Source organism: Nitrosomonas nitrosa (genome assembly GCF_003051105.1).
GTDB classification, from domain to species: Bacteria; Pseudomonadota; Gammaproteobacteria; order Burkholderiales; family Nitrosomonadaceae; genus Nitrosomonas; species Nitrosomonas nitrosa.
In genome coordinates, this window is the sequence record NZ_QAOO01000038.1 from 1 (window position 1) to 20,062 (window position 20,062).

Consider the following 20,062-nt stretch of genomic DNA (forward strand, 5'->3'; position numbering starts at 1 on the left):
AAATCAATGCTACCAAAACCTTCTTTCCCCGATCTGGATTACGTCTGATCTTTAAATTGGGGTCATCTTAAAATCGCTGGGATCAGGTGGTCTGAAGTAATTTGTACGTTGTTGCGTTGCCAGAATATACAGAAGAAGGTGTTCATACGAGGCTTGAGCATCACCCACACCTCAAATTTGCAGAGCTAGATCGTGTGGTGATACCCGCACTTATCCCCAATGACCCGGTTTATATCAATGAATGGCACCCACCCAAAATTGGCGCGCCATCGGCATGGAATATCACTCAGGGAAATGGCATTGCCATCGCGATATTGGATTCAGGCGTTGATAATTCTCATCCCGACCTTGCGTCTAGGATAGTGCCCGGCTGGAATCTCTACGATAACAATTCAGACACTTCAGATGTAGTAGGTCATGGTACCAGTGTAGCCGGTACCGCAGCCGCTATCAGCAATAACAGTATCGGGGTAGCAGGTGTCGCTGGTCAATCAAGAATCATGCCGTTGCGAGCCACGGACACTATGGGCTATGGCTATTACAGTACAATTTCCCAAGGAATAACCTTCGCAGCTGATCATGGCGCACGAATCGTCAATGCTAGCTTTGTAGGTATCACAAGTAGTCCTAGCGTACAAAGCGCTGCCCAGTACATGAAAGATAACGGTGGGTTAGTCACCACCTCCGCTGGCAATACCTTTGGTAATGAAAATTTTGCAATCACTACGACTATGATTCCTGTTTCAGCCACGGATATCAATGACGTAAAAACTAACTTTTCCAGTTACGGTGACTTTGTAGCACTTGCGGCGCCGGGTGATGGAATTTGGACAACTCGATGGGGTGGTGGCAACTATTGGTCAGTGAGCGGCACATCATTCGCCAGCCCGATCACTGCCGGAGTCATCGCTTTGATGATGGCAGCTAACCCAAAATTGAGTAGCAACGACATCGAAAACTTGCTTTTTGCTACTGCAGTTGATCTAGGCACACCCGGACGCGACCCCTACTATGGTTATGGACGGGTAGATGCTGCGGCAGCGGTTCATGCTGCCCTGAATTTCATTCCTGAAGCTGATACGGAATCGCCTTCAGTCTCCATTTTGGACCCCTTGGATGGAGCCACAGTAACAGGGTTGGTACCTGTTGATATTGAGGTAATGGATAATATCGGCCTCGACCGTGCTGAATTATGGGTCAATAACTCCAATGTGGCAGTGGATACTTCTCCGCCGTTTGCATTCAGCTGGGATTCCAGCGGAACTGCCAATGGCAAAACCGATCTCGTTGTACGCGTGTTCGACACTGCCAACAATACCACAAGCTCCCGCGTACAGGTCACAGTAGATAATCCAGTCCAGCAACCATTTGTAGACACGGCGCCTCCCGTTGTCGAAATTATCAATCCGATTGCTGGCAACGTTTCCGGTAACGTGGCCATCAGTATCAGTGCTTCCGATAACAGTGGTGCTGCAGGTATTACACTATCGATTTATATCGACAATGTACTCAAAGCAACCGGCAATGGAAGCACACTCGGTATGAACTGGAATACTCGCAGTAAAGGTACAAAACTTGGAACACATACCATCCAGGCAATAGCCAAAGATGCAGCAGGGAATACCCGAGCTACTCACGTGTCCGTAAATGTTGTTAAATAAAGGTACATCGGTCTGTCAAACTTGCAAAAGGTTGCGCCACATTATTGTTATGCGGCCTCCCTAACGAACTCATTGTACTTTTGTTGACCAAGGGAGCCGGAAACCACGAGGACTCTCTGCTACCGTATTTTTCTCATCGGAAGGATTCTGTTCCAGCTTCGTTTCGCCATTATTCGATTTCTTTTCTGGTTCTGTCTGCCTAGGCTGATTAGGCTTACCGTGCAGCAAATTATTCAATTGACGCGCTAGATTATTTGCAGCATCAATACTAATCGCCATGCGGCAGGACATTCTGGCGCCAATGGCATCAGGCATTTTTTCACCCGATTTTGCCAACCGGTTTAAAGCATTTACAGTCTGTGGATCAAGAAATCCAAAATCAACAATGATAACGCCCTCTCCTCCATGTACGGACGTAAAGTTTGAATAGATCGGTTGTCCGGTATGTTCACCTTGTTGCATGCGAATATTGATATGTTTAGCGTTCGATGAGGCAATTTTACTTGCATCATGAATTTCATCCTTGTCAGCCATGATTCTTTTCCTTTTTGTAAGTAGTTTTCATTTGATGTTGCACATTCTGTCCATTATGGAAACAAATTATAATGGTCCTCTTATCTTGTATACCCTTTTCCAGATTACTTCTGGAAAAGGGTTCTCCTTCGATCAACTCTTGCCTAACAAATTGCCTCTGATTAGGTAATGAACACGTTATCAGTTGGACTCGTTCCTATCGTTCCGATGCTGAGAGGTGTATTCGACAACTCGGCTATGGGCAAGCCATCGAGAAACAACGTACCGGATGGTTGATCATATGTGACTGTTGGCGATAGAGTCGCCCCGATGTTATCAAGTGTTTGGTACCAGATAGTGATTTTATCGCCCTCTGCAAGATTGAAATCGGTAATCTTGTCAAAGTCGCCACGTCGAACGATAAAATTATCTGCTCCTGCACCACCGGTAAGGGTATCTGCACCATAGCCACCGAACAGCGTATCGTTACCTTCTCCACCATCGAGTATGTCGCTGCCGAGCGATCCGAACAGGGTGTCATTTGCTAGCCCAGACTTTGTCGACACCCGACCCACCGGTATAATTCGTCGTGTTGGTAACGAATCCGTTGGTTACTTTATCGATTGCGTTCTCGATGTTGCTAAAGTTGTTGAAATTACCAATCAATGGATCTGCGTTAATGAGATCAATCAATCCTTTGGTATGTTGCCCTTCCGTCCAAACTGCATTGGTGAACGTCAGTTCATAATCAAGATCAACGTGTTTTCTGTTTTCAGTGACTATGGGGAGACGCTACACCATCTGCCGAGTTGACGACCTCCTGCACCTCCATCATGCCCAAATCCTCATGATCGAGGATATGGCAGTGCATTACGAACTTGCCGATATAATCCCGGTACTGAGTGTAAATGTTGGTAACCGCGGGCCCTTGCACCAGCAGCGTATCTTTCCATACCAGTTGATCGGTACCGTCCGGCCCTTTACGTACCCACTGGAAGGGATTGACATGGATATGAAATACATGCGGTGGCGGCAAGGAAGGGGGTTGACCAATGCCATCGGGCACACCGCTGGGATCGCCCACTGTCGTGAGCGCCCACATCTCTGTGGCATTCAGCGGTAATTGACGCACATGATCTGGGTTGAAAGCGCGATAGTTGACTTGGAAATAGTTTTTCTTTCCCTGCATGTCCTGGCCGAGTTTAAAGATGACTTCCTGCACACCCAGAGCAGTCTTTCTCAAGTCAGTGTCGCCAAACGGGGCCAGTGGCGCCATTTCTTCATCGGTCGGCAAGGCCATCTCCTCGATTTCATCGGTGACGCGCAGAATGGCCAACAGGTTCTCGGGTTCATCCGCTTGTCGCAGGGATTTTTTCGATGAGGTTGGCCGGTCGATGATGCGGTAATCCCCCGCTTTCATGCTGGCCTTGACCAAAACATCACTACGGTAGCCGGGTTGAAGATCGATCGGGGTGCCTGCCTTCCAGGTATCGACGCGGCCCAAATAATTACCGTCCAAAGCGATTTCGTGCAAATCATGGCCTTCGACCACAAAAGCGATCGATTCGCGAAAAGCAGTATCGATCAGCCGCCAGCGTTGCACTTCACCTCGCTTCATCGTGAGCACAGGAACGATCTGGCCGTTGATGGTGATATGGCGCCGTGAGCACGGCCAAGTCCCCTCGTTACCCGCTTGCCGGCATGTTTTCCTGTCAGGGTTGGGATTGCCCGGGCCCGGAAACAGCTTGGTGATATCGTCCAACCGGCCTGCTCGGTCATATAAAATCGTCTGCAGCACAAATATCTTTTCTCGCGCATTCGCTGCCAGCAACGACTTCGGGGTGGTCTGCGGATTGTCCTCGATGATCAACGCACCCGCCATCCCGCTTCCTACCTGAATCGCTGTAGAGCCATGCGCATGGGCGTGATACCAATAACTGCCGATCGGATGGGTGGCAGGCAGTTTGACTTCATATTGAAATTGGCTCTGCGGAACGATATCCAGCAGTACATTATCGCTATTGCCCGCAGGAGAAACATGCAGGCCGTGATAATGCATATTGGTTGTATTGAAAGAAGCAGGCCGGGTGTCGAGATAAGCATTTTGGTTCTCCTGCTCAAATTGGGCCTGAATTTCGTCCGGTGTTTCTTTTGGCAGCTGATTGTCGAGTAGCAGATTGATGACGTCCCCTTGCCGGACACGCAAAGTTGGGCCGACTAACTGACCATTGTAGCTACGCAATGTTACCGGGCAGCCTGCAATGGCGGTGTTAGCCGGATCGGTATATTGCACGTTGAGGCGGGTATCCAGCACACCTTCATTGGCATGAAGATCAGGTGGATTCTGGAAGGGTTGATAGCCGTATTTTTTGATATCGATAGTTTGGTAAGCACAGGCTGGCATAAAGTGGTTAGACTCCGCCAGAGTCGTGCTGGCACAAACCGATAAGCCAAACGCGACGAGTGCAATATGACTATAGATGCGTTGCATAACATTCTCCCGTAATCAGCATAGCCTTCCAGGATTGATCGATCTTGGTGCGCATCGATTCTCCAGGCAAAACCATTTGCTTGATGTTCGTTGATAGAGGCGGCAGCTCAATTTTTGAGTTGCGATTGATAGCCACCAGGAATTTTTTACGATCCGGCAAACAGCACATGTTCGCCCGATCCGTGGATTAATGAGTCGCCCCTGAAAAAGTAAATTTCAGAGCAGTCATTATCAGCCGATTACTCGAGCGACGATCTAGATGAATAGCGCTGTTTTACAGCCTCTTTTCTAAAGTAACGGTGAACGACGAAAACCTTATAATTTTGGCCGCGCTTTTCTGCGTTACAAGACTTGTTCCAGTCGTTGCCATTATTGATAACGATTGCGTACTCAATGCGTCATCGCTTCATCGTCGAGTTGTTTCGCCAAGGCTTGCAAGGCGGGTGAGATGGTCACGGGATAATGGGTCGTGGTTTCAAGTTCCGTCAACGATTCTGGCAAGCGAACATACCGCGCCAGTGTCTGCTGGCGGATTTCCTGCAGCGGCCGTGTCCGATGAATACGTTGACCCGCCAACATCATGGGGACAAGCAGCGGCTCACCTTCACACGGATCACTGTCCTCCAGCGCCACCACGTCATGACTCATTTCGCCCTGCGGGGCGTAATAACGGTACACCTGCTTTCTACCCGGCCAAGTCGCTTTGCCTTCCGAACGCTTGCGCCGCGCCTTGCCAGCATATTCCTGCAATTTATAAGCACAGTCGAGCGCGGGCGCGTCAATGGAAACGTCGAGCGCCGTCCCGATACCAAAGCCATCAATCGGTGCGCCGGATCCCAATAAGGTCTGCAGCCGGTATTCATCCAGATTACCGCTCGCAAAAATAGCGGTGCTCTGTAATCCGCCCTGATCGAGGATCCGCCGCACATTATGTGCATGCGCGGCCAAATCGCCGCTATCGAGGCGCACACCTTTAATGTGGATATGTTCGGTCTGCAGCCGTTTAGCGAGTTCAACCACTTTCCCGGCTGCCGCCTCGGTGTCATAGGTATCGATCAACAAAACGACATTGTTGGGGTTGGAACGTGCAAAATGCTCGAAAGCCATGCTCTCATCGGCATGGGCCTGAATATAGGCATGCGCCATGGTTCCATACAAAGGGATGCCGTAAAGCGCTCCCGCCAGCACGGTCGCACTCCCCGAGAACCCGGCAAGATAGCTCGCCCGGGCAGCCAGCAACGCTGCTTCAGCACCATGAGCCCGGCGCATGCCAAAATCGACCAGAAGCTTGCCCGGTGCAACTAGAACCGAGCGAGCCGCCTTGGAAGCGATGAGGGTCTCAAAGTGCAAGATATTGATAATACGCGATTCGATCAATTGCGCCTGAGGTAGCGGTGCAGTAATCCGCAGTATGGGCTCGTTGGGAAAAAATAGCGTGCCTTCCGGCATAGCATGAACATCACCTATGAAGTGGAATCGTTCAAGGTAATCGATGAGGGGTGGACGAAATCGAGTCGCAAGCCAACTCAGCTCCTCCGCTGAAAATTGCAGATTCTCAAGAAAATCCAGTACCTGCTCCAATCCGGCAGCAACCATAAAATTCCGCCCCGGAGGCAATTTACGGATAAATAATTCAAAAACTGCCGTCTCTTGCATGCCCTGCTCAAGATAGCTTTGCAGCATCGTGAACTGATAAAGATCGGCAAGCAAGGGACTGCTAAACGGATTTATCTTCATACAACGAATCCTCCAAACCGGATCGAAGTTGCGCCCAAGCGCGTCATTGCTTTCAGAGCGTTCACACCATCATCCGGTTTTAGATTGATGGCGCAAATGGCATCCTCAAGTACGAACGTCGTGTAATGATGTTGCAAAGCATCTTTCACGGTGTTCAGCACACAATATTCCGTTGCAACACCCGCAACGAACAAACGACGGATACCCGCTTGCTGGAGCAGCTCATGCATTTGGGTATCAGTAAACGCGGAATAGGCGTCCTGCTCTCGTGACGCCGCTTTGGATATGATCTGCGTATTGATTGGAAAATTGATATCTGCATGAAATGCGGCACCCGAGGTAGTGGCAATGCAATGCGGCGGCCATGGCCCGCCTTGCTGCCGGAAAGAGCAATGATCTGGCGGATGCCAGTCTCGCGTAGCGAAAATGGGCCGCCCGTGATCATGAAACAGCAGCAGATAGCGATTGATCACGGGGATGATCGTATCTCCCTTGGGAACGGCCAAGCTGCCACCCGGCAAGAAATCATTCTGCATATCGACGATCACGAGCGCATCTCCGCTTCCCAGCTTCACGTTCATTAGGGTATCGTCTTAGTCATCGATAACCGGTTCACTTGCCACGTATCAACAATACGGGCATAGGCGCGGTGCGCACGACCCCTTCTGCAACACTGCCCAATACCAGGCGGCTGAAGCCCGTTCGGCCATGCGTGCCGATAACGATCAATTCAGCTTGCCAGCGTTCGGCTTCCGCAACGATCATGTTTGCGGTTCGCTCATTTTTGGCTTCCAATAATTTCATTTCTGCTGTCAATCCGGCTTCTTCCACTTTCGCCCGCGCCCGTTCGAGTAACCGCTCGCCACTCGTTCTCATCGTTTCTTGCAGTTCTGCATAATTGATATAGCTGTCATCCACCCAATAGAAAATATCTTCATATACATGGATGAGCGCAAGTTGTGCATGATGCAATCGGGCAAGCTTGATGGCTTCTTTGAGTGCACAGTCCGAAGTGGAACTGCCATCGACTGGAACAAGAATTTTCTGGTACATAATCGTCCTCGTGAGAAATCATCCTTTTACACAAACTTTAGGCCGCAAAAAGGCGACCCTGCGTGCAAGCCCTGCCTGTTCCGTCGCTTCCGCCACACTATCGACATCTTTGTAGGCGCCGGGTGCTTCCTCCGCCACGCCACGCATGGAACGCGTACGAATCAGTATACCTTGCTGCGCAAGCTCACCAATCAACTGCTTCCCTTGCCAACGCGCCGATGCCTGTCGCCGGCTCAATGCACGGCCAGCCCCATGACTGGCCGAAGCGAAAGCGGAATTACCGCTATTCCCTGCCAACACGTAGGAACCTGTTCCCATGCTTCCACCAATAATTACGGGCTGGCCCACCGCACGGTAACGTTTGGGTAGCATGGCATGTTCCGGCCCGAATGCGCGCGTCGCCCCCTTCCGGTGCACATAGAGCAGACGGGATTGACCATCGATCACGTGATGTTCTTGCTTACAGGTATTGTGGGAAACATCGAACAGTGTTTGAAGCTTGCTGGCAGGAAAAATTTCCCTGAATGTTTCACGCGTCAAATGCGTCAAGATTTGTCGGTTAGCGAGGGCACAGTTGATAGCGGCATGCATTGCGCCGAGATACTGTTGCCCTTCTGGAGAGTTGATCGGCGCGCAGGCCAACTCACGGTCAGGAAGATGGATCCCGCAGCGACTCGCAGCTTTGGCGAGCATCACGAGGTAATCCGTGCCGATTTGATGTCCCAGGCCACGCGAACCACAATGAATCGAAATGACAATTTGGCCTTCTTGCAGACCATAAGCCTGCGCGGCGGCCTCGTCAAATATACGATCCACCACCTGAACTTCGAGATAATGGTTGCCTGAACCCAGCGTCCCCATCTCGCCACGCTGGCGTTTTTTGGCCAATTCTGAGACGTTGGCGGGAATGGCGCCTGCTACACAGCCTCGTTCTTCGATATAGTCCAAATCCGCTTCATTACCATAGCCTTGCTGGACGGCCCAGTGTGCGCCTCCTAACAGCACTTGGTCAAGTTGCTTCGGATCGAGTTTGAGTGCACCCTCTTCTCCCACGCCAGCCGGGATGGTTTGAAACAACCTGTCGGCCAGTGTGGCAAGCTTGGGCGTCACATCCTGCAAACGCATATTACTGCGTAGACTGCGGATACCGCAGGAAATATCGAAACCGACACCTCCAGCGGAAATGACACCCCCCCGCTCCGCGTCGAATGCCGCCACCCCGCCTATCGGAAAACCATATCCCCAATGCGCATCCGGCATGGTCATGGCTGCGCCCTCCAAGCCAGGTAACGCAGCCACATGCGCTATTTGCTCCAACACTTTGTCGTCCATGCTTTCCAGCAAAGGGGCGCTGCCATAGAGCAACACCTCACCACGCTTTTCACCCGGCTGAAGAGGGAGCGTCCAAAGATAAGGCTGAATCTGACGTAATCGCTGTAAATTCATCTCTATATACCTCCGATTTAGACATCCACTACGCAGCGAGCCTCCCAGCTCATGCCGATTTGTTTGACTGAAAGCATCGTCAAGGTCGCCCCTTTGACCTCGGTGCCATGCTCCAAATCAGAACGCCATTTTTCCCCTAAGGCTACGCCATGCCATTGATTGTTCTGCCGTTGAAGGTGAAAGCGGCAAAAAACCATGCCAAGCTCACGTGCTTTTCCCAATAACAGATTCAACCAAGTCACCAGCGCAAGCTCGACATCATCCTCTTCAAATGTGAAATCCACAAGCGTAGCAGGCTGCAGCGCGTCGAGATCGGTCACAATGGCAAATACCGCTTGTGCCGCTGCCTCGAAAGCGTGTTCGATTGTCGTCCCCTGACCGATGATACCAATATCGGCATCGTGCTCAAAATAGCGTGGTTCCATTTTTACGTCATCCTGTGATACCTGCTGAAAAATTAGCACAACCCGAAAAGCAAGGTATTTCGATTTCGTTTTACGATACCACTTTCCGCACTATCTTTTCATAGCTTATTTTGGCGAAGCGCATGACGGCAAACAGGCCATGGCAACCCATACTAATTTCAGTTAGAATCGGCTTCGAATCATCGTTATTTCTTATAGATAGAAACTAATTCGAGCCTTATTTATGATCCTCATTCTGAAACCGAATACGCCTACCGAAAGCCCAGAATACAAGCAATTGCTCGCGCACCTTGCCAATCTTTCCGGTATCACGACGCGTGTTCATACTGAAGTAGGTATCGAGCAAACACTGACTGAAATTCATTTAATCGGCAATACCAAGGCGCTATCAACAGATGACATGAGAATTCTGCCATGTGTCGAACAGGTGGTCCGTATCTCCGAAGAGTATCGTATTCTTGGACGGCATATCAACGATGAACGCCCGAGCCATTTCGACTATAACGGTATCCGGTTCGGACAAGACACCCTCAATATCTTTGCTGGGCTGTGTGCTGTCGATACGCTAGAGCATGTGGAACTGACGATGAAGGCCTTACGTGATCAAGGTCAATGCTGTACAAGGATGGGTGCCTATAAACCACGTACGAGTCCTTACTCATTCCAGGGGCATGGTAAAAACTGCCTCCCTTACGTTTTCGACTTGGCAGGCAAATACAATATCAAGGTGATCGCCATGGAAGTCACGCACGAATCCCATGTCGAGGAAATCCGGGAAGCGCTCTATCAAACGGGTAATGCAACCGGCGTGATGCTGCAAATCGGTACGCGTAATACACAAAATTTCGAGTTGTTGAAAATCGTTGGACGTCAGCAAGATTTTCCGGTGCTACTCAAGCGCGGTTTTGGCATTACTCTCGATGAATCGCTGAATGCAGCCGAGTATCTCGCCTCCGAAGGTAATCGCAGAGTGGTATTCGGTTTACGTGGTATGAAAACCAATATGGGCGATCCTCATCGCAATATCGTCGATTTTGCCCATGTACCCGTGGTCAAGCGGCTCACCCGCATGCCGGTCTGTATCGATCCCTCCCATGCAATAGGTATGCGCACAGGTTCACCTGACGGCTTGCTCGATATTATGCATGCAACCGCACAGGGCATCATCGCTGGCGCCAACATGGTGCTGGTCGATTTTCATCCGGTACCGAGCAAAGCCCTGGTTGATGGCCCGCAAGCGCTATCGCTCAAAGAATTGCCTCTTTTCCTGGAAGATGTGCGTATCGCCCGTGAGGCCTACGAGAAACGGGTAGAGATGGTCAAACACTATCAAGAAGCGGGGTAAAATTAGCCGTCCACTCCCGATTCAATCAGCGAGAGCGATGCCGTTTCCCGCCAAGACTAGCATGAGAATAAATTGGATATTACTGACGGCGTTATTCATCTTCGCGTCGTTGGCAGGCCTCCCATCCTATGCTCAGGATGGCAAAGTTCTCCCGCTTCGACTTGTCGACGATCAAGGACACGTTTTTTTGCTCGCACATCGTGCCAAACGCATAATTTCTCTCTCGCCCGCCATTACCGAATTAGTTTTTGCCGCAGGCGCAGGAGAAAAACTGGTCGGTGTCAGCCGATTCAGCGACTATCCAGCCGCAGCTCGATCCATCCCCAGTGTCGGCGATGCGTTTAGTCTTGATCTCGAACGGTTGCTCATGCTCGAGCCTGATCTGGTGATTGCCTGGCGCAGTGGCAACACCAAGCTGGGCATCGATCAACTTGAACGATTGGGATTGCGCGTTTTCGTTACCGAAGCGACCCAGCTTGCGGATATTCCCCGACTGCTCCGGACCATCGGTAAGCTTGCTGGAACATTGCCAGTAGCGGAATCTGCCGCGCAGAATTTCGAGATGGCTTTGCAACGGCTAAAGCAGCAGCGGGCTACGCACGAGCCTGTAAGCGTGTTTCAATTAATCTGGCCCCAACCCCTCATCACGGCCGGTGCCGCACATATCATTAACGACATCATAAACGTGTGCGGTGGCACAAATAGCTTCGCTTCGCTGCCGGATCTCATGCCGATCATTTCAGAGGAGAATCTGCTAGCAGCCAACCCTGCAGTCATTTTCAGCAGTATCTCGGATGAGTTGCTCGCATCCAACACCTATGGCTTTGTCCAGCGCTTTCCCCATATATCGGCAGTAAAAAGCGGCCACGTCTATTTTATTCACCCGGACCTGATTCATCGCCAATCCCCGCGCATATTGGAAGCGACTCGACTGGTATGCGCCCGATTGGATGCAATGCACGCGCAGTGATGATTTCGCAAATTTATTAACCAGATATACCTTATAATTACCTTAAAGTGGGCATGGCCGATAGCGAAGCGATGGCAGATGAAAGCTAATTATCGGCAGTGCCAGTTGATGTCTTCATGGAGAATTGACCAATGATCAAAGTATTGCTTGCAAACCCTAGAGGTTTTTGTGCCGGCGTGGATCGCGCCATCGAAATCGTTGAACGCGCATTAGCGATGCACGGCGCCCCCATTTATGTACGCCATGAAGTGGTGCACAATCGTTTTGTGGTTGAAGATTTGGAAAAAAAAGGTGCTGTATTTGTCGAGAACCTGGAAGAAGTTCCGCAAGAAAGTATTCTAATTTTCAGTGCACATGGCGTTTCCCATGCGGTAAGACGTGAAGCGGCGGCGCGTAAGCTGAAGATATTCGATGCCACTTGCCCACTCGTTACCAAAGTGCATGTCGAGGTGGCCAAAATGCGCAAAGAAGGGAAAGAAATCATCATGATCGGCCACCAAGGCCATCCTGAGGTAGAAGGCACCATGGGGCAAGTGGAAGGCAGCGATGGCGGGATGTATTTGGTCGAAACCGAAGAAGACGTTGATAAACTGCAAGTCAAGAACGAGCATAACCTTACTTATGTCACTCAAACGACTTTGTCGGTCGACGATGCCGCGCGCGTGATTGAAGCTTTGAAGCGGCGTTTCCCCAAAATTATCGGCCCTAAAAAGGATGATATCTGTTATGCCACCCAAAACCGTCAAGATGCCGTCAAAAAAATGGTGACGCAATGCGATCTCGTCATCGTGGTCGGCTCCCCCAACAGCTCCAATTCCAATCGCTTATGTGAAGTCGCACGCAATGCGAATGTCGAAGCCTATATGGTTGACCGTGCCGAGCAACTGCAGGAGGCATGGCTGCTAGGAAAAAGCCGCATCGGTATCACTGCTGGCGCCTCTGCTCCGGAAATACTGGTTCAGCAAGTTTTGGACAGACTCAAACAAATTGGTGCCAAGCAGTCAGGCGATGAAGTCGTGATAGAAGAGCTGAGCGGCGTGGTTGAATCGGTCGTCTTTCCCCTGCCGAAAGCCGAAGCGGTTTCGATGGATAAATATATTCGAGAAGCAAACTAATCATTTTCCCATCCCTTTTGATAGGGGCGTATATCAAAAGGCTGAGGTTTACCCATAATTGCATTCAGCAACAACTGGGCGCTGCCGGGCGCCATGGTGACACCATAACGAAAATGACCGCTGTTGATAAACAAGTTTTTCAATAGCGGATGAGGCCCGATGATTGGAATATTTTGAGGCGAAGCGGGCCGCAAGCCTGCCCAGTGCTGAATCAGTGGCATCCCCTCAAGCTGCGGTAATAGCTTCCGTGCCTGCTCAAAGAGATCATCACGAGCGGCACTTGTTGTCTGTTTGTTAAAACCAACATCTTCCACGGTACTGCCTACGAGTAAATGGCCATCACGGCGGGGGATCAGATAGACACTTCCTTGCAACAATATCGATGTCAGCGGCGGTGACTCAAATTTATAAAGCAGCATCTGCCCTTGGATCGGCTTGATGTCAAGCGACAACGCAAATTCTCCCAATATTTGTCCACTCCATGCGCCTGCCGTCACAATGACGTAATCGGCACCGAATCGACCGCAAGTCGAAATAACCCCATGGATCATCTGATTACTCACGGCGAATTTGCTTACTTCGCAATGTTCAACAAGCCGCCCGCCCAGGTGTACTACATGACTACGCAAGGCTGACAATAAACGAGGGTTACGCACTTGCGCGATATGCGGAAGAAAAAGGGCATTCTCGACCGGGTAGGCAAAATCGCGTTCTTGGCTAAAAAAGCAGACATCACCCAACCGCTTCCTTTCTACTGGCACATTATGGGAATGTTGCCATGTTTGCACCGCCGCCATGTCATATGGGGGCAACACCAGCAAGCCGCTCACTTCATACTCGACATCGATGCCGGTGGATGCGTGCAGTCTGACTACCCACTCTGGATAAAGGGCCGCACTGAAATCGGTTAACAAAGTCACTTCATTCGGATAATCCCAGGGGCAAAGTGGCGATAATATTCCCCCACCCGCCCACGATGATTCCCGCCCAATTTCTCCTCGCTCCAAAACAGTGACGGTTGCCCCCGCTTCGAGCAGCTCTGCTGCCGTGGCAAGACCAATGATTCCCGCGCCAATCACAATAAAATCTGAGGCTGCTTTATTCATTGGTCAACCTGCAAGAATGTAGAGGAGTGCAAACGTGACCTCCCCATTCTGATCACACTGGCTAAAGTTACTTGGCGATTTAGCCGTAAAGAGAGTGGAAACGAAAGCATAAAACAGAGGACAGAGAGATGTCTGCAAATAAGGGATTTTCGATGTTAGAACTCATGATCGCATTGAGCATTATTGCGATTCTAGCGTCTGTCGCGGTACCCAGCTACCAATCGATGGCGGTGCAATCACGCTTGTCAACACAATCGAACGAACTGCTTACCGCCCTCCATTACAGTCGATCGGAAGCGATCAAACGTGGGATACAAGTTACGATGTGTAAAAGCAGTACGGGTAATTCCTGTACAACCGGAGGCAACTGGCAGGATGGTTGGATAGTATACAGCGATAGCGACCCAAACGGAACCGTAGACGGTACAGATCAAATTTTGCGGGTTTTTCCTGGTTTGAAAGGAAGCACCTTGAACGGCGGCACAAGCTTTTCAAATTGGATTACATACCGGCCCAGTGGCAGCAGTTATGGTAACGGTGGGTTATCCAATGGCACCTTTACGCTATGCAATAACGCCAAGGGGCGTAGTATTACTATCAACAGTACCGGGCGCCCTCGTTTGGAGCGGCTTGAATCATGCTAACCCCCCATTTCCCCGACAAACACCCGTTACAGCAGGGCGCTACCATGATTGAAGTGCTGGTAGCTGTGGTAGTGTTATCGATCGGTCTACTAGGCCTAGCTGGTTTGCAATCCGTGGGCTTAACCCACAACCAGAGCGCGAACTTTCGCTCGACCGCCACCATGATGAGCTACAGCATCCTCGATAGCATGCGCGCCAACCGGACTGAAGCGAGGAACGGCAGTTATAACGTGGCAATCGGTGCCGACATCCCTTCGGGCACTACCGTTCATGAACAAGATATGAGCCTTTGGCTGAACGAGCTGTCCTTGCGATTACCGTCCGGGACCGGCGCCATCAGCGTCAATGGTAATACCGTCACGATTACCGTTCAATGGGACGATAGCCGCGGCGCCTTGGCTGCACAACAATTTATATTGACGACACAACTTTGACATGAAGCAGATGGCAACCAAACAACAAGGGTTTACCTTGGTCGAGCTGATGATCGCCATGACCATTGGGTTAATATTATTGGGAGGCGTGATCACCATATTGACCTCCAGCCAGCAGGTCTATCGTGTCAATGATGCCCTGGCGAGAATGCAGGAAAATGCACGCTACGCTTTTCAGGTACTCTCGCGTGATATCCGCATGGCGGGCTATTTCGGTTGCGCGGGTAACGGCGCGCTAGTGGTCAATACACTCAACGATAAGGATAGTTTTTTATGGAAACTCGGCCAGGCGATAGACGGATTCGAAGCAACCAGCTCGACTACTTGGACGCCTGTCTTGCCCGAGGGCGCGATTCCCAGCCCTCTCGGTGGACGGGATATTGTCGTGGTGCGAGGCGTAGAGGGTGGCGACATTAAAGTAACTCAACAACCAGGCGGCAGCCCACCCGCTTCGGCCGATCTCAAAGTGACCGTGGAAAGTGGGCTCAAGATTGATGATATCGTGTTAGTTACCAATTGCCAGAACGCCGCCATTTTTCAAATAACCAACATCAATACTTCGTCAGGGCAGGACAATATCGTTCATAACACAGGCGGCACCAGTATCCCAGGAAATGCCACAAAAGACCTAGGCAAAGATTTTACCAAGGGCGGGGAGCTCTTCAAAATTTCCACACGTTCCTATTTCATCCGCTTGATAGACGGATTGCCGGCGCTCTATCGCAAAATAGGGACGAGAAACGCCGAAGAACTGGTGAGAGGCGTCGAAGACATGCAAGTCGAATATGGCGAGGATCTCAATGGTGACTGGACGGCAGATATCTACCGTAGCGCCGATCTGGTGACAAACTGGCAAAGCGTCGTCAGCGTCCGTATCAGTTTGTTGATGCAGACAACAGAAAACAATATTGCCAGCCAGCCTCAGCCGTATACCTTCAACGGCACCACGGTCACGCCCACCGATCGCCGGCTGCGCCAGGCTTTCACCACGGTTGTGGCGTTACGCAATCGTGCGACTTGAGCCATTCGAGTGAAAAATGCAAAGGAAATCCTGCCATCATGGCTAATCAAAACATTTCTTTGATATCCCGGCAACGCGGCGTCGTGCTCGTTACGGGATTGATTTTTTTGGTCATACTGACGTTATTAGGTGTAACTGCAATGCAAACCACGATTTTGGAAGAAAGGATGGCCGGTAATCTGCGCGACGAAAATCTGGCTTTTCAAGCGGCGGAAGCGGCACTTAGAGAAGGCGAATTATTCTTGGAACAAATTACCTTACCGGTATTTGACGGATCAAACGGGCTGTATCGCTATGATCCCAAAAACCCCGATAATCCTTCTTCCGCTCCCAATCCGATCACTTGGTCAGGCTGGAGTACTTCAGGACGAACCATCAACGTAACGATACAGGGTGTGGCAAGCCAACCACGCTACATCATTGAACAACTTGACAGTATTTCAATAGCAGGTGGAAGTGCACAACAGTCGGCCCAATCATTGACATCGACTATGTTCAGGATTACAGCCAGAGGCGTAGGCGGAAGCGAAACGGCCGTGGTCTTCTTACAAAGCACTTACCGTAGATGAGTGGAGGTTAAGTTGAAAAATTGTTTTCTCATGAGCGCATGCATGGCTGCTGTGTTTATTGTGTTTAGTCCCTCACGTACGCAAGCGGCGCTCACGTTATCGGATGTACCCTTATTCCTTACGACCGCCGTTGAGCCAAATGTCATGTTCACGCTCGATGATTCAGGATCCATGCAATTCGAAATCATGCCTGGCGATTGGATTTTTCATGATGTCCGGTTCATGTTCCCTCGTGTAGCAAGTGTATATGGTGCTGACGATTACAATAACCGGGTGGTCGATTTCGATCCGAACAACCCTTATGCCGCAGCTTTACGCTCAAATGCTATCAATAAAATTTATTATAACCCCACGATCAGCTATCAACCGTGGAGCAATGCCGATGGTTCGCTCATGAGCAACGCTTCCCCAACGTGCGCCCCGCACAACCCTAAAAATACCAGCGCAGGTTGCCGAGATCTCACAGCCAACAATACACAAACTGCTCGCTGGTTAAATAGCGACGGCAGCTTATCCAATTCACAATCGAGGACATTCTATCCCGCTGTTTATTTCATTTATAACGGCGGCGAAATACTTTCGGCAAACAGCTACACTCGCGTTGAAATCAAATCGACTACGCCTTCCTACACAGGTGGCATAGAACGAACAGACTGCGCGGCTGCGCCGGTTTGTAGCTATGAGGAAGAGATCCAGAATTTTGCTAACTGGTATACTTATTACCGGTCACGCATCCTATTATCCCGGGCAGGCGTAGGGAGGGCATTTGCCGCTCAGGGTAATGGTATGCGCGTGGGGTTCGGTGCGATCAACAAGGACAGCACCAGTGTCGATGGCGTTTCCACCAAGACCATTATCAGCGGCGTAAGACAGTTTAGCGGCACAAACAAGGAATCGTTCTTTAGCAACCTCTATGATCATGTCATTCCGGTAGCAGGGACGCCACTGCGCAGGGCAATGGATGATGTAGGTCGCTATTTCATGCGTACCGATGATCAAGGCCCCTGGGGGAAAACGCCGGGTGCGAATGGCGGTACGCAATATGCCTGCCGCCAGAATTATCATATTCTGATGACAGATGGCTACTGGTCTGACAGTTTTACGGGCATAGGAAACTCGGATAATACTGCCGGAAGTACGATCACCAACCACCTGCCCAATGCCTCGCCTTCGACTTACCAATATAACCCTACACTTCCCTATTCTGACAGTCATAGCGATACGCTAGCCGATGTTGCGATGCATTACTGGAAAAACGATTTACGTCCCGATCTCGACAACAAAGTGCCGACCAATAACCTTGATCCTGCATTCTGGCAACATATGGTCAATTTTACCGTCGGCCTAGGCGTTCAAGGCACCTTGTCATCGCTGCCCACGGGTTCAGAATCTTGGCCTGATCCCACTGCGAGTAACGCTGCCAAGATCGATGATTTATGGCATGCGGCGGTCAATAGTCGGGGTGGTTTTTTTAGCGCGCAAGACCCCATTTCATTTGCCAATAACTTGAGTAATATCCTCAGTAATGTGACGAGCAGAGTCAGTTCGGCAGCCGCAGTCACTACCAATACCAGTCGGCTCAATAATGGCACCCATATTTATCAAGCCAAGTTCAACAGCAGCGACTGGAGCGGGCAAGTCTTCGCTTATGCATTGAATCCGGATGGGTCGCTGGGCTCGACCTTATGGGAAGCTTCTTCCAAGTTACCTTCCCATACCAACCGTGCAATCTTTACCCATAACGGAACGACCGGACTGGCATTCACAGCCGCCAATTTCTCACTGTTATCGAGCGCACAACAAAATGCGCTCAATACCAATATGAATGGCGTAAACGACGGCTTAGGCGCGAGCCGTATCGCCTGGCTACGCGGCGACAAGACGACAGAATTGGCGCAAGGAGGAAATTTCCGCAATCGGAACAATGGCCTGCTTGGCGACATCATCAATTCCGATCTGTTATTCGTCAAGTCACTTAACTTCAATTACGACGCACTGCCCAGCGGCACCGCAGGGCGAGATTCTTATTACACTTTTGTGCAAACGAATGAAAGCCGTATACCTGTTATCTACACAGGTGCCAACGATGGCATGCTGCATGCCTTTAATGCCGAAACGGGGGTTGAGCTTTTCAGTTATGTGCCGAGTACTGTTTTCTCCAAACTGAGCCAATTGACTTCCACCAATTATACGCACCGCTACTTTGTTGACGGCAATGCGTATGCCGGGGATGCTTATATCGGTGCGACACCCAGTTGGCGAACGATATTGCTGGGTGCGCTGAGCGGAGGAGGCAAAGGCATTTTCGCGCTCGATATCACCGATCCGACCCAATTCTCTGCGGCGAATGTACTCTGGGAATTTTCTGATGCGGATTTAGGGTTCGTGCCGGGGCAAGCCAAAATTGCGTTGCTGAACAATGGCGTATGGGCGGCCATTGTCAGCAACGGTTATAATAGTACCAGTGACCGCGCCTACCTCTATATCATCAATCTGCAGACCGGCGCGCTGATCGCAAAAATTGCGACCAATGACAGCACGAATAATGGTCTCTCTACACCGGCCCTGGTCGACACGGACGATGACCGAATCATCGATTTCGTTTATGCGGGCGATTTGCAAGGCAATGTTTGGAAATTCGATTTATCGCATAGCAACTCGGGACAATGGGGCGTTGCTTATAAATCGGGCAGCACAAATGCCCCGTTATTTACTGCCAGAAATGCCAGCAATCAAGTTCAACCCATTACCTCACCTCTGGAAATTGGCCGCCATCCCAGCAGCAGTGGCTACATGGTCTATTTTGGCACGGGGCGGTTCATCGCATCGGGTGACAGCGCCAATACTGACATACAGAGCTTGTACGGGATCTGGGATAATGGCAGCCGTATTTCGACGACGGATCGCAGCACGCTGCGGCAACAAACCATTCTGACCGAAACGGCCTTACTACCGCTCGAACGCACGGTTTCAAGCAATTCAGTCAGTTGGTCGACCCAAAAGGGTTGGTATCTCGATTTGCTCCAGCCGCCAGATGCAACGTCCCAAGGCGAACGGAGCATCATCATGCCGCAACTCAGTTTCGGACGGATTATTTTTACCACACTCATTCCTTCCAGCGATCCTTGTGCTTCTGGCGGACAAAATTGGCTCATGTTACTGAATGCCGAGACAGGAGGAATGTTGACCGCGCCTCAATTCGATACTGACAGTAATGGCATGATCAATACCGACGACCGTCTCATCGCAGCGATCAGCTCCGATGGGATACGCAGCGAATCGGTTGCAATCAGCGCTGGCAGCCTTATACATTTGATCGCAGGCTCGACCACCGGTTTGATCGAAGCCATCACGATCAAAGGAAATCCACACAGTCCACGCCATTCTTGGCGGCAGATACAATAGCGAGAGACGCGAAGGTTGGATTGTAGCTGACACACGGTAAATTTGTTCTCCTCTTGAGTTAATCAAAGCGACCGAGTGCGTGTTGAGTTAGAAGTCATACGAAGGTAGTCGAAGACCAGTCGGGTAT

The 20,062-nt window shown here is 50.6% G+C and carries 18 protein-coding genes; 9 read left to right on the plus strand and 9 right to left on the minus strand.

The features are described 5' to 3' along the window. Positions 1-101 precede the first annotated feature (101 nt). Entirely contained in the window at positions 102-1,661 is a 1,560-nt protein-coding gene (locus C8R30_RS14230) for a S8 family serine peptidase (protein ID WP_258192060.1), read from the plus strand. Between the two features lie 69 nt (positions 1,662-1,730). Here C8R30_RS14230 and C8R30_RS14235 read toward each other — a convergent pair whose 3' ends face one another. The 8 genes from C8R30_RS14235 to C8R30_RS14275 form a co-directional block, all read right to left on the minus strand. Next, positions 1,731-2,195 carry a hypothetical protein gene (locus C8R30_RS14235; RefSeq protein WP_107790424.1) on the minus strand — a complete coding sequence of 155 codons (465 nt, stop codon included), beginning with the start codon at positions 2,193-2,195 and terminating at the stop codon, positions 1,731-1,733. A gap of 161 nt (positions 2,196-2,356) precedes the next feature. Next, complete coding sequence (locus C8R30_RS14240) at positions 2,357-2,740, minus strand: calcium-binding protein (protein ID WP_275587410.1); 384 nt, start codon at positions 2,738-2,740, stop codon at positions 2,357-2,359. A 206-nt stretch (positions 2,741-2,946) separates the two neighbouring features. Then, a complete protein-coding gene (locus C8R30_RS14245; protein WP_107790426.1) occupies positions 2,947-4,665 on the minus strand; it encodes a multicopper oxidase family protein in 1,719 nt (572 codons plus the stop codon). 390 nt (positions 4,666-5,055) lie between these two features. Continuing rightward, complete coding sequence (locus C8R30_RS14255) at positions 5,056-6,402, minus strand: nicotinate phosphoribosyltransferase (RefSeq protein WP_244888018.1); 1,347 nt, start codon at positions 6,400-6,402, stop codon at positions 5,056-5,058. Next, entirely contained in the window at positions 6,399-6,983 is a 585-nt protein-coding gene (locus C8R30_RS14260; RefSeq protein WP_090667341.1) for an isochorismatase family protein, read from the minus strand. The genes C8R30_RS14255 and C8R30_RS14260 overlap by 4 nt, the downstream gene beginning before the upstream one ends. Positions 6,984-7,014: 31 nt before the next feature. After that, a complete protein-coding gene (locus tag C8R30_RS14265) occupies positions 7,015-7,455 on the minus strand; it encodes a universal stress protein (RefSeq protein WP_090667338.1) in 441 nt (146 codons plus the stop codon). A gap of 18 nt (positions 7,456-7,473) precedes the next feature. Continuing rightward, entirely contained in the window at positions 7,474-8,901 is a 1,428-nt protein-coding gene (locus C8R30_RS14270; protein WP_107790428.1) for an RtcB family protein, read from the minus strand. A 17-nt stretch (positions 8,902-8,918) separates the two neighbouring features. Then, positions 8,919-9,326 (minus strand): archease, encoded by a 408-nt coding sequence (locus C8R30_RS14275; protein WP_090667330.1) that lies wholly within the window; start codon positions 9,324-9,326, stop codon positions 8,919-8,921. A gap of 223 nt (positions 9,327-9,549) precedes the next feature. Here C8R30_RS14275 and C8R30_RS14280 point away from each other — a divergent pair, with 223 nt between their 5' ends. The 3 genes from C8R30_RS14280 to ispH all read left to right on the plus strand — a co-directional run bounded on the left by C8R30_RS14280 (position 9,550) and on the right by ispH (position 12,756). Continuing rightward, on the plus strand, positions 9,550-10,671 hold the full coding sequence (locus C8R30_RS14280; protein ID WP_090667327.1) for a hypothetical protein: 1,122 nt from the start codon (positions 9,550-9,552) through the stop codon (positions 10,669-10,671). Between the two features lie 61 nt (positions 10,672-10,732). Beyond that, positions 10,733-11,641, plus strand: coding sequence for a cobalamin-binding protein (locus C8R30_RS14285; RefSeq protein ID WP_181257759.1), 909 nt, complete (start codon positions 10,733-10,735; stop codon positions 11,639-11,641). Positions 11,642-11,772: 131 nt separating this feature from the next. Beyond that, the gene (gene ispH, locus C8R30_RS14290) at positions 11,773-12,756 is read left to right on the plus strand and encodes a 4-hydroxy-3-methylbut-2-enyl diphosphate reductase (protein WP_090667321.1); all 984 of its coding nucleotides are present in this window, start codon (positions 11,773-11,775) and stop codon (positions 12,754-12,756) included. Here the strand turns inward: ispH and thiO are convergent. Continuing rightward, on the minus strand, positions 12,753-13,862 hold the full coding sequence (thiO, locus tag C8R30_RS14295) for a glycine oxidase ThiO (RefSeq protein ID WP_107790429.1): 1,110 nt from the start codon (positions 13,860-13,862) through the stop codon (positions 12,753-12,755). The two genes, ispH and thiO, sit on opposite strands and share 4 nt — an antisense overlap. 128 nt (positions 13,863-13,990) lie before the next feature. Here thiO and C8R30_RS14300 point away from each other — a divergent pair, with 128 nt between their 5' ends. From C8R30_RS14300 to C8R30_RS14320, 5 genes are read left to right on the plus strand one after another with little or no spacing between them, the layout of a single operon-like run. Continuing rightward, positions 13,991-14,506 carry a GspH/FimT family pseudopilin gene (locus tag C8R30_RS14300; RefSeq protein ID WP_090667317.1) on the plus strand — a complete coding sequence of 172 codons (516 nt, stop codon included), beginning with the start codon at positions 13,991-13,993 and terminating at the stop codon, positions 14,504-14,506. Then, positions 14,500-14,940 (plus strand): type IV pilus modification protein PilV, encoded by a 441-nt coding sequence (gene pilV, locus C8R30_RS14305; protein ID WP_090667314.1) that lies wholly within the window; start codon positions 14,500-14,502, stop codon positions 14,938-14,940. The genes C8R30_RS14300 and pilV overlap by 7 nt, the downstream gene beginning before the upstream one ends. Before the next feature lie 10 nt (positions 14,941-14,950). Then, positions 14,951-15,961 (plus strand): PilW family protein, encoded by a 1,011-nt coding sequence (locus C8R30_RS14310; RefSeq protein ID WP_258192061.1) that lies wholly within the window; start codon positions 14,951-14,953, stop codon positions 15,959-15,961. A 38-nt stretch (positions 15,962-15,999) separates the two neighbouring features. Continuing rightward, positions 16,000-16,530 carry a pilus assembly PilX family protein gene (locus tag C8R30_RS14315; protein WP_107790431.1) on the plus strand — a complete coding sequence of 177 codons (531 nt, stop codon included), beginning with the start codon at positions 16,000-16,002 and terminating at the stop codon, positions 16,528-16,530. Between the two features lie 42 nt (positions 16,531-16,572). Beyond that, positions 16,573-19,935 (plus strand): pilus assembly protein, encoded by a 3,363-nt coding sequence (locus C8R30_RS14320; protein ID WP_258192062.1) that lies wholly within the window; start codon positions 16,573-16,575, stop codon positions 19,933-19,935. Positions 19,936-20,062 lie beyond the last annotated feature (127 nt).

Excerpts from the sequence above, each read along its gene's own strand:
- C8R30_RS14315 (WP_107790431.1), top strand. The coding sequence starts at position 16,000 with ATGGCTAATCAAAACATTTCTTTGATATCCCGGCAACGCGGCGTCGTG.
- C8R30_RS14260 (WP_090667341.1), bottom strand. The coding sequence starts at position 6,983 with ATGAACGTGAAGCTGGGAAGCGGAGATGCGCTCGTGATCGTCGATATG.
- C8R30_RS14270 (WP_107790428.1), bottom strand. The coding sequence starts at position 8,901 with ATGAATTTACAGCGATTACGTCAGATTCAGCCTTATCTTTGGACGCTC.
- C8R30_RS14310 (WP_258192061.1), top strand. The coding sequence starts at position 14,951 with ATGGCAACCAAACAACAAGGGTTTACCTTGGTCGAGCTGATGATCGCC.
- C8R30_RS14255 (WP_244888018.1), bottom strand. The coding sequence starts at position 6,402 with ATGAAGATAAATCCGTTTAGCAGTCCCTTGCTTGCCGATCTTTATCAG.
- C8R30_RS14265 (WP_090667338.1), bottom strand. The coding sequence starts at position 7,455 with ATGTACCAGAAAATTCTTGTTCCAGTCGATGGCAGTTCCACTTCGGAC.
- C8R30_RS14285 (WP_181257759.1), top strand. The coding sequence starts at position 10,733 with ATGAGAATAAATTGGATATTACTGACGGCGTTATTCATCTTCGCGTCG.
- thiO (WP_107790429.1), bottom strand. The coding sequence starts at position 13,862 with ATGAATAAAGCAGCCTCAGATTTTATTGTGATTGGCGCGGGAATCATT.
- C8R30_RS14245 (WP_107790426.1), bottom strand. The coding sequence starts at position 4,665 with ATGCAACGCATCTATAGTCATATTGCACTCGTCGCGTTTGGCTTATCG.
- C8R30_RS14300 (WP_090667317.1), top strand. The coding sequence starts at position 13,991 with ATGTCTGCAAATAAGGGATTTTCGATGTTAGAACTCATGATCGCATTG.
- pilV (WP_090667314.1), top strand. The coding sequence starts at position 14,500 with ATGCTAACCCCCCATTTCCCCGACAAACACCCGTTACAGCAGGGCGCT.
- C8R30_RS14275 (WP_090667330.1), bottom strand. The coding sequence starts at position 9,326 with ATGGAACCACGCTATTTTGAGCACGATGCCGATATTGGTATCATCGGT.
- C8R30_RS14320 (WP_258192062.1), top strand. The coding sequence starts at position 16,573 with ATGGCTGCTGTGTTTATTGTGTTTAGTCCCTCACGTACGCAAGCGGCG.
- C8R30_RS14235 (WP_107790424.1), bottom strand. The coding sequence starts at position 2,195 with ATGGCTGACAAGGATGAAATTCATGATGCAAGTAAAATTGCCTCATCG.
- ispH (WP_090667321.1), top strand. The coding sequence starts at position 11,773 with ATGATCAAAGTATTGCTTGCAAACCCTAGAGGTTTTTGTGCCGGCGTG.
- C8R30_RS14280 (WP_090667327.1), top strand. The coding sequence starts at position 9,550 with ATGATCCTCATTCTGAAACCGAATACGCCTACCGAAAGCCCAGAATAC.